The organism is Streptomyces sp. NPDC094032 (genome assembly GCF_040303965.1).
Classification (GTDB): domain Bacteria; phylum Actinomycetota; class Actinomycetes; order Streptomycetales; family Streptomycetaceae; genus Streptomyces.
The window spans coordinates 184,162-198,019 of sequence record NZ_JBEOUE010000007.1; the positions used below are offsets into that span (position 1 = coordinate 184,162).

10 protein-coding genes and 1 riboswitch are annotated in these 13,858 nt (G+C 72.9%); of the genes, 4 read left to right on the plus strand and 6 right to left on the minus strand.

The features are described from left to right. Positions 1 to 7: 7 nt before the first annotated feature. A riboswitch (cyclic di-AMP (ydaO/yuaA leader) is annotated at positions 8 to 174 on the minus strand. A 202-nt stretch (positions 175 to 376) separates the two neighbouring features. Both ABTZ54_RS13290 and ABTZ54_RS13295 read right to left on the minus strand, forming a co-directional pair. After that, positions 377 to 1,771 carry a M16 family metallopeptidase gene (locus ABTZ54_RS13290; protein WP_351661288.1) on the minus strand — a complete coding sequence of 465 codons (1,395 nt, stop codon included), beginning with the start codon at positions 1,769 to 1,771 and terminating at the stop codon, positions 377 to 379. Further along, entirely contained in the window at positions 1,768 to 3,111 is a 1,344-nt protein-coding gene (locus tag ABTZ54_RS13295; RefSeq protein ID WP_351661291.1) for a M16 family metallopeptidase, read from the minus strand. Before ABTZ54_RS13295 ends, ABTZ54_RS13290 begins: the two co-directional genes overlap by 4 nt. Before the next feature lie 226 nt (positions 3,112 to 3,337). Here ABTZ54_RS13295 and ABTZ54_RS13300 point away from each other — a divergent pair, with 226 nt between their 5' ends. Continuing rightward, positions 3,338 to 5,797 carry a DNA gyrase/topoisomerase IV subunit A gene (locus ABTZ54_RS13300; RefSeq protein ID WP_351661294.1) on the plus strand — a complete coding sequence of 820 codons (2,460 nt, stop codon included), beginning with the start codon at positions 3,338 to 3,340 and terminating at the stop codon, positions 5,795 to 5,797. Positions 5,798 to 5,876: 79 nt separating this feature from the next. Here ABTZ54_RS13300 and ABTZ54_RS13305 read toward each other — a convergent pair whose 3' ends face one another. Beyond that, entirely contained in the window at positions 5,877 to 6,548 is a 672-nt protein-coding gene (locus ABTZ54_RS13305) for a TetR/AcrR family transcriptional regulator C-terminal domain-containing protein (RefSeq protein ID WP_351661297.1), read from the minus strand. A gap of 100 nt (positions 6,549 to 6,648) precedes the next feature. Here ABTZ54_RS13305 and ABTZ54_RS13310 point away from each other — a divergent pair, with 100 nt between their 5' ends. Beyond that, on the plus strand, positions 6,649 to 8,145 hold the full coding sequence (locus ABTZ54_RS13310) for an FAD-dependent monooxygenase (protein WP_351661300.1): 1,497 nt from the start codon (positions 6,649 to 6,651) through the stop codon (positions 8,143 to 8,145). Here the strand turns inward: ABTZ54_RS13310 and ABTZ54_RS13315 are convergent. Further along, the gene (locus ABTZ54_RS13315; RefSeq protein WP_351661303.1) at positions 8,142 to 9,215 is read right to left on the minus strand and encodes a CobW family GTP-binding protein; all 1,074 of its coding nucleotides are present in this window, start codon (positions 9,213 to 9,215) and stop codon (positions 8,142 to 8,144) included. The two genes, ABTZ54_RS13310 and ABTZ54_RS13315, sit on opposite strands and share 4 nt — an antisense overlap. Positions 9,216 to 9,354: 139 nt before the next feature. On the opposite strand from ABTZ54_RS13315, the gene ABTZ54_RS13320 reads away from it, so the two are divergent. Continuing rightward, positions 9,355 to 11,043 (plus strand): sensor histidine kinase, encoded by a 1,689-nt coding sequence (locus tag ABTZ54_RS13320; protein WP_351661306.1) that lies wholly within the window; start codon positions 9,355 to 9,357, stop codon positions 11,041 to 11,043. Next, the gene (locus tag ABTZ54_RS13325) at positions 11,040 to 11,732 is read left to right on the plus strand and encodes a response regulator (RefSeq protein WP_351661308.1); all 693 of its coding nucleotides are present in this window, start codon (positions 11,040 to 11,042) and stop codon (positions 11,730 to 11,732) included. Before ABTZ54_RS13320 ends, ABTZ54_RS13325 begins: the two co-directional genes overlap by 4 nt. Before the next feature lie 37 nt (positions 11,733 to 11,769). On the opposite strand, the gene ABTZ54_RS13330 is transcribed toward ABTZ54_RS13325, so the two are convergent. After that, entirely contained in the window at positions 11,770 to 13,362 is a 1,593-nt protein-coding gene (locus ABTZ54_RS13330; protein ID WP_351661311.1) for a monocarboxylic acid transporter, read from the minus strand. Continuing rightward, complete coding sequence (locus ABTZ54_RS13335; RefSeq protein ID WP_351661314.1) at positions 13,359 to 13,832, minus strand: DUF485 domain-containing protein; 474 nt, start codon at positions 13,830 to 13,832, stop codon at positions 13,359 to 13,361. The genes ABTZ54_RS13330 and ABTZ54_RS13335 overlap by 4 nt, the downstream gene beginning before the upstream one ends. Between the last annotated feature and the right edge of the window lie 26 nt (positions 13,833 to 13,858).

Below are 13,858 nucleotides of genomic sequence, written 5' to 3' on the forward strand. Positions count from 1 at the left end.
GGCTGATCCTTTCCTTCCCTCTCGCCTACCGGGTTAGCTGACGGGTTCGGAGCAGGAAGGTCTCCTACGGGCCCCTCCGCTCATCGAGCGAAGGCGTCCGATTCACCCCAGGGACTGCGATGGGTCCCCGGCTCCCCAGGCTCGCGCCTTACGGGGACTCGGCGATGACTGTCCGTTGCCGCGGATGCGACGTCGTACAACGGACGAACAGCCGGATCGAAGCTAGGCCGATCTTCTGTCAATCGCCAAACAGACACGCCGTTTTGTAAGACATGCCACAGGGCAGAAGATCACACCTCACAGCAATACGGACAAAAGGGAGAACCCCGACGAACCAGGTCGCCGGGGTCCCCGAACCGGTGTGACAGCGGCTCAATCAGCCGGTCACGACCGTCACTTCACCGATGCCGAGGGCCCGCACCGGCTCCTCGATCTGCGCCGCGTCGCCGACGAGCACGGTGACGAGCCCGTCCACCGGGAAGGCGTTGACCACGGCCGCGGTCGCCTCCACCGTGCCGGTCTCGGCGAGCCGCGCGTACAACTGCGCCTGGTAGTCGTCCGCGAGGTGCTGCTCAACCTGGTCGGCGAGCGTGCCCGCGACGGAGGCGGCCGTCTCGTACTTGAGCGGCGCCACCCCCACCAGGTTCTGCACGGCCACATCGCGCTCGGCGTCCGTCAGACCGTCGGCGGCGAGGGTGCGCAGCACCTTCCACAGGTCCTCAAGTGCCGGGCCCGTGTTGGGGGTGTCGACCGAGCCGTTGATGGCGAGCAGCGACGCGCCGTTGCCCTCGCCGTCGGAGCGCAGCACCTGGCCGAAGGCGCGCACGCCGTACGTGTAGCCCTTCTCCTCGCGCAGGACGCGGTCCAGACGGGAGGTGAGGGTGCCGCCGAGGCAGTACGTGCCGAGCACCCGGGCCGGCCACACACGGTCGTGGCGGTCGCCTCCGACGCGGCCGATGAGCAGCTGCGTCTGGACGGCGCCGGGGCGGTCCACGATGACCACCCGGCCGGCGTCGTCGGCCGTGATGGGCGGCATGGGCCGCGGGTCGGCCGGGGCGCCCGTCCAGGCGCCCAGCGTCTCGGCCAGCACCTTGTCGAGGTCGACGTCGGTGAGGTCACCGACGACCACCGCGGTCGCGGCGGCGGGCCGGACGTGCGCGTCGAAGAAGGCGCGGACGGCGGCGGCGTCGATCGCGGCGACGGTCTCCTCGGTGCCCTGGCGCGGCCGGGACATGCGCGCGGTGGCCGGGAACAGCTCCTTGTAGAGCTGCTTGGCGGCGCGGCGGGCCGGGTTGGCCATCTCGTGCGGGATCTCGTCGAGGCGGTTGTTCACCAGCCGCTCGATCTCGGTCTCCAGGAACGCGGGGGCGATCAGCGCCTCGGAGAGCAGCCCGAGCGCCTTGGGGAGCCGGGAGACCGGGACCTCCAGGGAGACCCGTACGCCGGGGTGGTCGGCGGCCGCGTCGAGGGTGGCGCCGCAGCGCTCCAGCTCGGCGGCGAACTCCTCGGCGGTGTGCTGGTCGGTGCCCTCGGACAGGGCCCTGGCCATGATCGTGGCCACGCCGTCCAGGCCCTCGGGCTCGGCGTCCAGCGGGGCGTCGAGGGAGATCTCCACGGCCACCACCTGCTGGCCGGGGCGGTGGCAGCGCAGCACGGTCAGCCCGTTGTCCAGGGCGCCGCGCTCCGGCGCGGGGAAGGCCCAGGGCCTGGCCTCGCCCGGCTGGGGCTGCGGGTGGAAGGTCATGCTGGTCAACGCGGCAGCGTCGGTCACTGGTCCGCTCCCTCTTCGTCGTCGCTGTCGCCGTCGGCGCCCACCGGTTCGTAGACCAGCACGGCGCGGTTGTCCGGGCGCAGGGTGGCCTTGGCGACCTCCTGCACCTCCTGGGCGCTGATGTCGAGGACCCGGTGCACGGCGGTCAGCGCGAGCTGGGGGTCGCCGAACAGCACCGCGTACCGGCACAGTTCGTCGGCGCGGCCCGCGACCGTGCCGAGCCGGTCCAGCCACTCGCGCTCCAACTGCGCCTGCGCGCGCTCCATCTCCTCGGGCGTCGGGCCCTCGGCGGCGAAGCGGGCCAGCTCCTCGTCGACCGCCGACTCGATCTGCGGCGCCTCGACACCGCCGGAGGTCTTGACGTCCAGCCAGCCCAGCGAGGGCGCGCCGGCCAGCCGCAGCAGCCCGAAGCCGGCGGCGACGGCGGTGCGGTCGCGACGGACCAGGCGGTTGTGGAGGCGGGAGGACTCGCCGCCGCCGAGGATCGTCAGGGCCAGGTCGGCGGCGTCACACGCGCGCGTGCCGTCGTGCGGCAGCCGGTAGGCGGCCATCAGCGCACGCGCGGGGACCTCCTCCTCGACGACCTCGCGCAGCTGCTCGCCGATGACCTCGGGCAGCTCCCCGGAGCGCGGCTCGGGCTTGCCGTCGTGGCCGGGGATCGAGCCGAAGTACTTCTCGACCCAGGCGAGCGTCTGCTCGGGGTCGATGTCGCCGACGACCGACAGGACCGCGTTGTTCGGCGCGTAGTACGTACGGAAGAAGTTCCGCGCGTCTTCCAGGGTGGCGGCGTCCAGGTCGGCCATCGAGCCGATCGGGGTGTGGTGGTACGGGTGGCCCTCGGGGTACGCGAGGGCGGTGAGGCGCTCGAAGGCGGTGCCGTACGGCACGTTGTCGTAGCGCTGGCGGCGCTCGTTCTTGACGACGTCGCGCTGGTTCTCCATGGACTCGTCGTCCAGGGCGGCGAGCAGCGAGCCCATCCGGTCGGCCTCCAGCCAGAGCGCGAGCTCCAGCTGGTGCGCGGGCATGGTCTCGAAGTAGTTGGTGCGCTCGAAACTGGTGGTGCCGTTGAGCGAACCGCCGGCACCCTGCACCAGCTCGAAGTGCCCGTTGCCGTGGACCTGCTTCGAGCCCTGGAACATCAGGTGCTCGAAGAGGTGGGCGAGACCGGTCCGGCCGGCGACCTCGTGACGCGAGCCGACGTCGTACCAGAGGCAGACCGCGGCGACCGGGGTCAGGTGGTCCTCCGAGAGCACCACGCGCAGGCCGTTGGCCAGCCGGTGCTCGGTCGCTGTCAGGCCGCCGGAGCCGGCCTCGGCCGTGGCCGTGTGACCCATGGGCATGTACGTCCCTTCGATCGCGATGTGGAAAAGTCCTGCCACTGTATGCAAGCGCGCCGACACCTCGCGAAGTTCCCGTCGTTCCACGACGTCCCTCTTCCGTGTCGTGACCGGGCGCGCCGGTGACCCCGCCCGCCGTCAGGCCCGGGTCGAGGTCCCGGTTGTCAGTGGCACGGTCCACAATGGTCCGCGTCAGATCTACCTTGTTGGTGAAGGAGCCGCAGCCGCGATGGCCCGCCGCAGCACGAAGACACCGCCGCCGGACGACGCGTTCGAGGAGCGAATCCTCGACATCGACGTCGTCGACGAGATGCAGGGCTCCTTCCTCGAGTACGCGTACTCGGTGATCTACTCGCGCGCGCTGCCCGACGCCCGCGACGGCATGAAGCCCGTGCAGCGCCGCATCGTCTACCAGATGGGCGAGATGGGCCTGCGGCCCGACCGCGGGTTCGTCAAGTGCGCCCGTGTCGTCGGCGAGGTCATGGGCAAGCTGCACCCGCACGGCGACGCGTCGATCTACGACGCCATGGTGCGCATGGCCCAGCCCTTCTCCATGCGCCTCCCGCTGGTCGACGGCCACGGCAACTTCGGCTCCCTCGGCAACGACGACCCGCCCGCCGCCATGCGGTACACGGAGTCGCGGATGGCCCCGGCCGCGCTCATGATGACGGAGTCCATCGACGAGGACACCGTCGACTTCGCGCCGAACTACGACGGCCAGGAGCAGGAGCCGGTCGCGCTCCCCGCCGCCTATCCGAACCTGCTGGTCAACGGCGCCTCCGGCATCGCGGTCGGCATGGCGACCAACATGCCGCCGCACAACCTGGGCGAGGTCATCGCGGCCGCCCGCCATCTGATCCGCCACCCGAACGCGGACCTGGAGGCGCTGATGCGCTTCGTGCCGGGTCCCGACCTGCCGACCGGTGGCCGGATCGTCGGCCTGTCCGGCGTGAAGGACGCGTACGAGACGGGCCGCGGCACCTTCAAGATCCGTGCGACCACGAGCGTGGAGACCGTGACGGCCCGCCGCAAGGGCATCGTCGTCACCGAACTGCCCTTCAGCGTCGGCCCGGAGAAGGTGATCTCCAAGATCAAGGACCTGGTCGGCTCCAAGAAGCTCCAGGGCATCGCCGACGTCAAGGACCTCACCGACCGCAACCACGGCCTGCGCCTGGTGATCGAGGTGAAGAACGGCTTCGTGCCGGAGGCGGTCCTGGAGCAGCTGTACAAGCTGACGCCGATGGAGGAGTCCTTCGGCATCAACAATGTGGCCCTGGTCGACGGCCAGCCGCTCACCCTCGGCCTCAAGGAGCTCCTGGAGGTCTACCTCGACCACCGCTTCGAGGTGGTGCGGCGCCGCTCCGAGTTCCGCCGCGGCAAGAAGCGCGACCGGCTGCACCTGGTCGAGGGCCTGCTCGTCGCGCTCCTCGACATCGACGAGGTCATCCGGCTGATCCGGGAGAGCGACAACTCGGCGCAGGCGAAGGAGCGCCTGATGGAGCGCTTCTCGCTGAGCGAGATCCAGACGCAGTACATCCTGGACACCCCGCTGCGCCGGCTCACCAAGTTCGACCGGCTTGAGCTGGAGACCGAGCGCGACCGGCTCACCGGCGAGATCGACGAGCTGACCGGGATCCTGGAGTCCGACGCCGAGCTGCGCAAGCTGGTCTCTGCGGAGCTGGCGGGGGTCGCGAAGAAGTTCGCCACCGACCGGCGCACGGTCCTGCTGGAGTCGGCGGGCGCCCCCGTCACGACCGTGGCCCTGGAGGTCGCGGACGACCCGTGCCGGGTGCTCCTGTCGTCCACGGGGCTGCTCGCCCGTACGGCCACGGCGGAGGTGGCGGCCGCCGACCCGGAGGCCAAGCGCGTCAAGCACGACGCCATCGTCTCCTCGGTCGCGGCCACCCAGCGCGGCGACGTCGGTGCGGTGACCTCGGCCGGACGGCTGCTGCGGCTCGCCGTGATCGACCTCCCGCAGCTCCCCGACACGGCGGCCGCGCCGAATCTGTCGGGCGGGGCGCCGCTCTCCGAGTTCCTCTCCCTGGAGGAGGGCGAGACGGTCGTCTGCCTGACCACCCTCGCCGAGGCCTCCCCCGGCCTCGCGATCGGCACGCTCCAGGGCGTGGTCAAGCGCGTGGTGCCGGACTACCCGGCCAACAAGGACGAGCTGGAGGTCATCGGCCTCAAGGACGGTGACCGGATCGTGGGCGCGGTGGAGCTGCGGACCGGTGAGGAGGACCTGGTCTTCATCACCTCCGACGCCCAGCTGCTGCGCTACCCGGCCTCCCAGGTGCGGCCGCAGGGCCGGCCCGCGGGCGGCATGGCGGGCATCAAGCTGTCGGCGGGCGCCGAGGTCATCTCCTTCACCGCCGTGGACCCGGCGGTGGACGCGGTGGTGTTCACGGTCGCGGGCTCCACGGGCACGCTGGACGACTCGGCCGGCACCTCGGCGAAGCTGACCCCGTTCGACCAGTACCCGCGCAAGGGCCGCGCCACGGGCGGCGTGCGCTGCCAGCGCTTCCTGAAGGGCGAGGACATCCTCCTCCTGGCCTGGGCGGGCGCCGTCCCGGCCCACGCCGCCCAGAAGAACGGCACCCCGTCCAAGCTCCCGGCCCCGGACCCGCGCCGCGACGGCTCGGGCACCCCGCTGGCGATGCCGGTGGAGGTCGTGGCGGGGCCGCTCGGCTAGCCCGGCTCCGCACGCAAGCCCTCTGCCCCGCGCCCGCGCGCGGGGCAGAGGGCCTTTCCGCTTCCTGGGGGGGGAGGGTTTACGCGGGCCGGGGCGCGGTCGGGGCGTAGACGGCCTCGATCCCGGCGACGATCAGCCGCAGCCCCTCCTCGAAGCCGTTGTCGTAGTCGGCGAAGAGCTCCGGTCCGGCCGCCGCCGCGAGCGGGTAGTCCGCGAGCCGCTCGGCGCGCCCCTCCAGGTCGAAGCCCTCCCGGGGCTCCCCCGGCACCGGCTCGGTGCCCTGCTCCTCGGTGACGAAGCCGAGCGTGTACATGTACGCCGTGGTGCTGGCCCGCACCGCCTGGTGCAGCGAGAAGCCCGCGTCGACGAGCGAGCCCAGCTGGAGCTCCATGTCCGCGGCGAAGTCGGTCCCGGTGAAGCGGGCGCCGCTGTAGACCTTGGCGCCGTCGCGGTAGCGCAGCAGTCCGGCACGCAGGCCCCGGTTGACCGCGAGGATCCGCTCCTGCCAGGTGAGCTCGCCCGGCGGCCGCCCCTCGGGGTCCACGACCATCCGCCGGTACATCACGGTCGCCATCTCGTCGAGCAGCGCCTGCTTGTTCTTGAAGTGCCAGTAGAGCGCGGGCGCCTGGACGTTCAGCTCCTGGGCGATGGCGCGCAGCGTCAGCCCGTCGAGGCCCCGCTCGTTGAGCAGGCTCAGAGCGGTCTCAGCCACCGATGCGGGGTCCAGCCGGGTCGTCTTCTTGGTCGCCACTCCGTCACGGTATCCCCTTGACAACTTAACACCGTTAAAGAGATCCTCGTGATGTCGGAATTTAACGCTGTTAAGGATGCGGGCCTCAGGAGGGATCGTCATGACGAGCAGGAAGTGTGGGCAGAGCGGGGAGACCGTCGGCGTCGCGGAGACGGACGTCGTCATCGTCGGAGCGGGACCCACCGGACTGGTGCTCGCCATCGACCTGGCCCGCCGGGGCGTGCGCGCCCTGCTCGTCGAGAAGGCGGACCGGCTCTTCCCCGGCTCGCGCGGCAAGGGCATCCAGCCGCGCAGCCAGGAGGTGCTCGACGACCTCGGGGCGCTGGGCGGGATCCTGGCGGCGGGCTCGCCCTACCCCCGGATGCGCGCCTGGGAGGGCGCCGAGCGGCGGGGCGAGTGGGACATGATGGCCCGCTCCGAGCCGACCGAGCGGGTGCCGTACGCGAATGTGCTGCTGATCCCGCAGTCACGCACCCAGGAGGTGCTGTACGCGCGCCTTCGGGAGCTCGGCGGCGATGTCCGGTTCGGCACCGCGCTCACGGGGTTCCGCCAGTCCGAGGACGGGGTCGAGGCGGAGCTCTTCACCGGCGCGACGGTGCGGGCCGCCTATCTCGTGGCGGCCGACGGCGGGCGCTCCACCGTGCGCGCGGCGCTCGGCATCGGCATGACGGGCGAGACCGTCGACCCCCGCCCGATGCTCGTCGCGGACGTCCGCCTCGCCCCCGGCGCGATCGTGGACCGTGGCAACTGGCATGTCTGGCCGAAGGCGCCGGGCGGAGCCGTGGCCCTGTGCCCGCTGCCCGGGGGCGACCAGTTCCAGCTCATCGCCACCTTCGACGACGAGGCCGCCGCCGTGGACACCGCCCCGCTCGCCGTCCGCGAGCTCCTCGCCGATCGCGCGCCGCTCGCCGCGACGGACGTCGTCGAGGTGCTCTGGGCCTCCGACTTCCGCGCCCGCGCGGCGATGGCGGACCGGTTCCGCGACGGCCGGGTCTTCCTCGCGGGCGACGCGGCCCATGTGCACTCCCCCGCCGGCGGCCAGGGCCTCAACACCGGCATCCAGGACGCGTACAACCTGGGCTGGAAGCTGGACAGGGTCCTGCGGCACGGCGCCCCGACGGCGCTGCTCGACTCCTACGAGGCCGAGCGCCTTCCGGTCGCCGCCGACGTCCTCGGCATCAGCACCCGCCTCCACCGGGAGAGCGCCACGCGCGAGACCACCCAGCGCGGCGAGGAGGTCCAGCAGCTCACGCTCGGCTACCGGGACTCGCCGCTCGCCGTGGAGACCCGGAGCGGGCTCGCCCACGGCGCCCTGCGCGCGGGCGACCGCGCACCGGACGGACCGTACGGCGACGGCGCCCGGCTCTTCGACGTCTTCCGGGGCCCGCACCTCACGCTGCTCGCGGTCGGCGTCCCGCTCCCGCCCCTGGCGGACGGGACGGTGCGCACGGCCCGCCTCGCCGCGTACGAGCCGTACGGCACGGGCCTGTTCCTGATCCGCCCCGACGGGTACGTGGGCTGGGCGGGCGCCGACGCCGACGGCCTCGACAGCTACCTCGCCGCCCTCGGCACCACGGCCGCTACGGTGCGGGGCTAGGGCGCATGCGCCGTGTCCTCCGGCTCCTCCTCGCTGCCGGGTACGTAGCGCAGGACGCCCCACATGGCGTGCTCGTCCGGGGTGTCCTGCGGACCGTTCTGCTCGCAGTCGGCCAGCTCCTTGCGCAGGGCGGCGGCGTCGACACCGGTGCCGATGAGGACCAGCTGGGTCAGCCGCTCCTCGCCCGCGGGCCACGGCTCCGGCAGGAAGCGCAGGAAGCGGCCGACCGCGTGGACGCCGTAGCGGTTGGCCGGGTCGGCGGAGCCGAAGTCGACGAAGCCCTTGAGGCGGTAGAGGCCCTCGGGGCGCCCGTCGAGGAAGGCCATCAGCCGGCGAGGGTGCAGCGGCGTCGCCGTGCTCAGGGAGACCGTGTCGTACGCGGCGTGCGGGTGCGCGTGCCCGGCGGCGTCTTCCTCGTCGGGGCCGTACAGGATGTCCTCGATGGACATCTGCCCCTCGATCTCGTCCTCCGGCACGACCCGGTCGAAGAGCAGCTCGGGATCGATCCGCCCGTGCGCCGCCTCGATCACCGCCGCCCGCGGGGCGAGCGCGGCGACCGTGTCGCGGACGGTCCGCAGGTCCTCGGCCGGGACCCGGTCGGCCTTGTTGACGACGACCAGGTCGGCCACGGCGAGATGGCGGTCGGTCTCCGGGTGCCGGGCGCGCGTGGCGGCGAACTCGGCGGCGTCGACCACCTCGATCAGCCCGCCGTACACGATCCGCTCGTTGTCGCTGGCCAGCAGCATGCGGACCAGCTCTTGCGGCTCCGCGAGCCCGCTGGCCTCGATCACGATCACGTCCAGGCGGACCTCGGGGCGGGTGAGCACCTCCAGGTACTCGTCGAGCTCGCCGGCGTCCACCGCGCAGCACAGACAGCCGTTGCCGAGGGAGACGGTGGAGCCGACCTGGCCGGCGACGGTCATGGCGTCGATGCCGATGTCGCCGAAGTCGTTGACCATGACCCCGATCCGCGTCCCGCGCGCGCTGCGCAGCAGATGGTTGAGCAGGGTGGTCTTCCCCGCCCCGAGAAACCCGGCCAGGACGACGACGGGGATCTGCTGGGTGGTCAAGGGCTCTGTCCTCCGGGCCTTCGGTGCCCGCGCGGGTCGTCGGAGCCCGCGCGCGAAGCCCCCAGGATAGGCAGGCCGCCCCCGGGATCCGGGCAGCGGCATTTCCGGTCGGCGCCCTCGTCCCCGTACCGTTTCCGCCATGAGCCCCGCAGCCACCTCCTTCGCGCGGCCGCCCGTCCGCCGGCGCAGGCTCGGGTGGCCTCGGCGGATGTTCTCGCAGGTCCTGCTGATGCAGCTGGCCATCGCCACCGGCGTGACCGTGCTGGCCACCGGCTTCTTCCTGGCCCCGCTGAGCGCCCAGCTCGACGACCAGGCGATGCGCAGAGCCCTCGCCATCGCCCAGACCACGGCCTCCCCTCGGGTGGCCGCCGACCTGCTGTCGACCCGGCCCTCCGCACAGGGGCCGGTGCAGGCGGAGGCCGAGCGGATCCGGCGGTCCACGGGCGCCGAGTACGTGGTGGTGATGGACACCCGCGGGATCCGCTGGTCCCACACGGACCTCGCCCAGATCGGCCGGACCGTCTCCACCGACCCGAGCGAGGTGCTCGCGGGCCACCAGGTGATGGAGATCGACAGCGGCACCCTGGGCCGCTCCGCGCGCGGCAAGGCGCCGCTGCGGGACGGCAAGGGCGAGATCGTCGGCGCGGTGTCCGTCGGCATCGAGTACGACAGCGTCCGCGACCGGCTCCTGGGCGCGATCCCCGGCCTCCTCGCGTACGCGGGCGGCGCTCTCGCGGCGGGTGCGCTCGCCGCGTATCTGATCTCCCGCAGGCTCCAGCGGCAGACCCACGACCTGGCCTTCTCCGACATCTCGGCGCTGCTCGCCGAGCGCGAGGCAATGCTGCACGGCATCCGTGAGGGCGTGGTGGCCCTCGACCGCACGGGCAGGATCCGGCTCATGAACGACGAGGCCCAGCGGCTGCTCGGGCTGGGTCCCGAGGCGACCGGACGCCCGCTGGACGAGGTCCTGGGCTCCGGCCGTACCGCGGACGTGCTCGCGGGCCGCGCCACCGGCGAGGACCTGGTGACGGTGCGCGGCAACCGGGTGCTGATCGCCAACCGGATGCCCACCCACGACGGCGGCGCGGTCGCCACCCTGCGCGACCGCACCGAGCTGGAGCGGCTGGGCCGCGAGCTGGACTCGACGCGCGGCCTGATCGACGCCCTGCGGGCCCAGGACCACGAGCACGCCAACCGCTTGCACACGCTGCTCGGCCTGCTGGAGCTGGAGATGTACGAGGAGGCCGCCGACTTCGTCAACGAGGTGGTCGGGGTGCACCGGACCACCGCCGAGCAGGTCACCGAGAAGGTCCGCGACCCGCTGCTGGCCGCGCTGCTCGTCGGCAAGGCGACCGTCGCCGCCGAACGGGGAGTGTCGCTGCGCATCGCCCCCGGCTCGCTGCTCCCGGACCGCCTGGTCGACCCGCGCGAGCTGGTCACGGTCGTCGGCAACCTCGTCGACAACGCCCTGGACGCCGCCTCCGGCACCGCTGACGCGCGCGTGGAGGTGGATCTGCGGGCCGAGGGCCGCACGGTCGTCCTTCGGGTCACGGACAGCGGCCCCGGCGTCCCGGCCGAGCGGCGCGAGCTGATCTTCACCGAGGGCTGGACCACGAAGGAGCTTCCGGCGCACGGCAAGCGGGGCCTGGGGCTCGCCCTGGTGCGCCGGCTCGCGGAGCGCCGGGGCGGCTCCGCCCGGGTCGACACCGGCGCGGACGGGGGCGCGGAGTTCACCGTCGTCCTGCCGGACGCGCTGGGCGAGGCCGAGCCGACGGTTCCCTCGCCCGCGGGGGAGCTCTCGCCCCGGTCCTTCGGGGAGGCCCGGTGATCGGCGTCCTGGTCGTCGACGACGACACGCGGGTGGCCCGGATCAACGCCGCGTACGTGGCCAAGGTGCCCGGCTTCCAGGTGGTCGCCGTCGCCCACTCGGCGACGGAGGCCCTGGCCGGGCTCGCCGGGGCGCAGACCCCGGTCGACCTGATCCTGCTGGACCACTACCTCCCCGACGGCAACGGCCTCGCGGTGGTGCGGGAGCTGCGCGCCCTCGGCCACCAGTGCGACGTGATCATGGTGACGGCGGCGCGCGACGTGGCCACGGTCCAGGCGGCGATGCGGCACGGGGCACTGCAGTACCTGGTCAAGCCGTTCAGCTTCGCGGGGCTGCGGGCCAAGCTGGAGGCGTACGCGGCGCTGCGGCGGGCCCTGGACGGCGGCGGCGAGGCGGAACAGGCCGAGGTCGACCGCATCTTCGCGGCGCTCTCGGCCGGCACGGTCGCCCCCGAGCTGCCGAAGGGCCACTCCCCGACGACGGCCGAACTGGTACGGCAGGTGCTGCTCGCGGCGGAGGGCGCGCTGTCGACCCAGGACATCGCCGAACGGGCCGGGGTGAGCCGTCAGACCGCCCAGCGCTACCTCAAACTGCTGGAGCGGACGGGCCGGGTCCGCCTCTCCCTGAAGTACGGCGAAACGGGCCGCCCCGAACACCGCTACGAATGGGCCGCCTCCACGACCCGCTGAGACGCCCGGGCGAGGCCCAGGCGCTGCCCCGGGGCCCTCAGACGGCCCCCGCCCCCGTGAGCGCCCGTACCTCCGTCTCGGCGTGCCGGGCCTCGTCCGGTGGCTCCACCGAGGTGACGGTGCCGAGCCAGCCCGCGAGGAAGCCGAGGGGGATGGAGACCAGCCCCGGGTTCTGTAGCGGGAAGAACTGGAAGTCGATGCCCGGGAAGAGGGATTCCGGGCTGCCGGAGACGACCGGGGAGACCAGCACCAGCAGGACGGCGGGGATCAGACCGCCGTACACCGACCAGACCGCGCCCCGGGTGGTGAAGCGGCGCCAGAACAGCGAGTAGAGCAGCACCGGCAGGTTCGCGGAGGCCGCGACGGCGAAGGCGAGGCCGACGAGGAAGGCCACGTTGAGGTCGCGGGCGAGCAGACCGAGGCCGATCGCCGCCACCCCGATCCCGGCGGCGGCGCACCGCGCGACGGTCACCTCGCTGTACTGCTTGGCGTGGCGGCGGCGCAGCGAGGCGTAGAGGTCGTGGGCGACGGAGGCGGACGAGGCCAGCGTGATACCGGCCACGACGGCGAGGATCGTGGCGAACGCGACGGCGGCGACGACCGCGAAGAGGACGGTGCCGCCGGTGGAGCCCGCGCCGCCGCCGAGGTCGAGGGCGAGCAGGGGCACGGCGGTGTTGCCCGCGCTGTTGGAGGCGCGGACGGTGTCCGGTCCGACGACGGCGGCCGCGCCGAAGCCCAGGACGATCGTCATCAGGTAGAAGCAGCCGATGAGGCCGATCGACCAGACGACGGAGCGGCGGGCGGCCCGCGCGGTGGGCACCGTGTAGAAGCGGGACAGGATGTGCGGCAGTCCCGCGGTGCCGAGCACAAGGGCGAGACCGAGGCTGACGAAGTCGACGCGCGCGGTCCAGTCGCCGCCGTAGCGCAGCCCGGGCGCGAGGAAGGCCCGGCCGTGGCCGCTGCGGTCGGCGGCGGCGGTGAGCAGCTGGTCGAAGTCGCCGTGGAAGCGGACCAGGACGAGCACGGTGAGGGCGATCGTGCCGGCCATCAGGAGCACGGCCTTGACGATCTGGATCCAGGTGGTGGCGCGCATGCCGCCGAGCGACACGTACACGACCATCAGCGCGCCGACGCCGATGACGGTCCAGGAGCGGGCGGCTTCGCTGCTGCCGCCGAGGAGCAGGGCCACGAGGCTTCCGGCGCCGACCATCTGGGCCACGAGGTAGAGCACGGAGACGGTGACGGAGGAGGTTCCGGCGGCGATGCGGACGGGGCGCTCGGCCATCCGGGAGGCGACGACGTCGGCGAGGGTGAAGCGGCCGCAGTTGCGGACCAGTTCGGCGACGAGCAGGAGCACGACCAGCCAGGCGACGAGGAAGCCGACGGAGTACAGCATGCCGTCGTAGCCGAAGAGGGCGATCAGTCCGGAGATGCCGAGGAAGGAGGCAGCCGACATGTAGTCGCCGGCGATGGCGAACCCGTTCTCCATGGGCGAGAAGAGCCGGCCGCCGGCGTAGAACTCCTCGGCCGAGCCCTGCCGCTTGCGGCCGACCCAGGTGGTGATCCCGAGGGTGACCGCGATGAAGGCGCTGAAGAGCAGCAGGGACAGGGTCTGGTGGTTTCCGGTCACCGCCGCACCCCCCGGGTCATCTCCTGGGTGTCCCAGCGCAGTTCCAGGGCGGCGCGGTCCCTGCGCAGCCGGGCGTGCCGGGCGTACGCCCAGGTCAGCAGGAAGGTGGTGGCGAACTGGCCGAGTCCGGCGAGCATCGCCACGTTCACCGCTCCGGCGACCGGCCGGGCCATGAGTCCGGGGGCGGCGGTCGCGGCGACCACGTACGCGAGGTACCAGAGGACGAAGGCGGCGGCCGCCGGGAAGACGAAGCGGCGGTAGCGGGCGCGTACTTCCTGGAAGGCGGGGCTGCGCTGGACCTCCAGATAGATGTCGGCCGCGCTGTGGGCCTGCTGCCGGGGGAGGCCGCCGTGCGGTGCCGGGGCGGCTGCTCCGGGCTCGGCGTGCTCGCCCCGGCCGGCGGCCGGAGCGTCGTACCAGGGGTCGTCGATCCGCACCGCCGCGGGCTCGCGCCCCTCCTGCTTCTCCACTGGTGAACTCTCCTTGTCAGCGAACC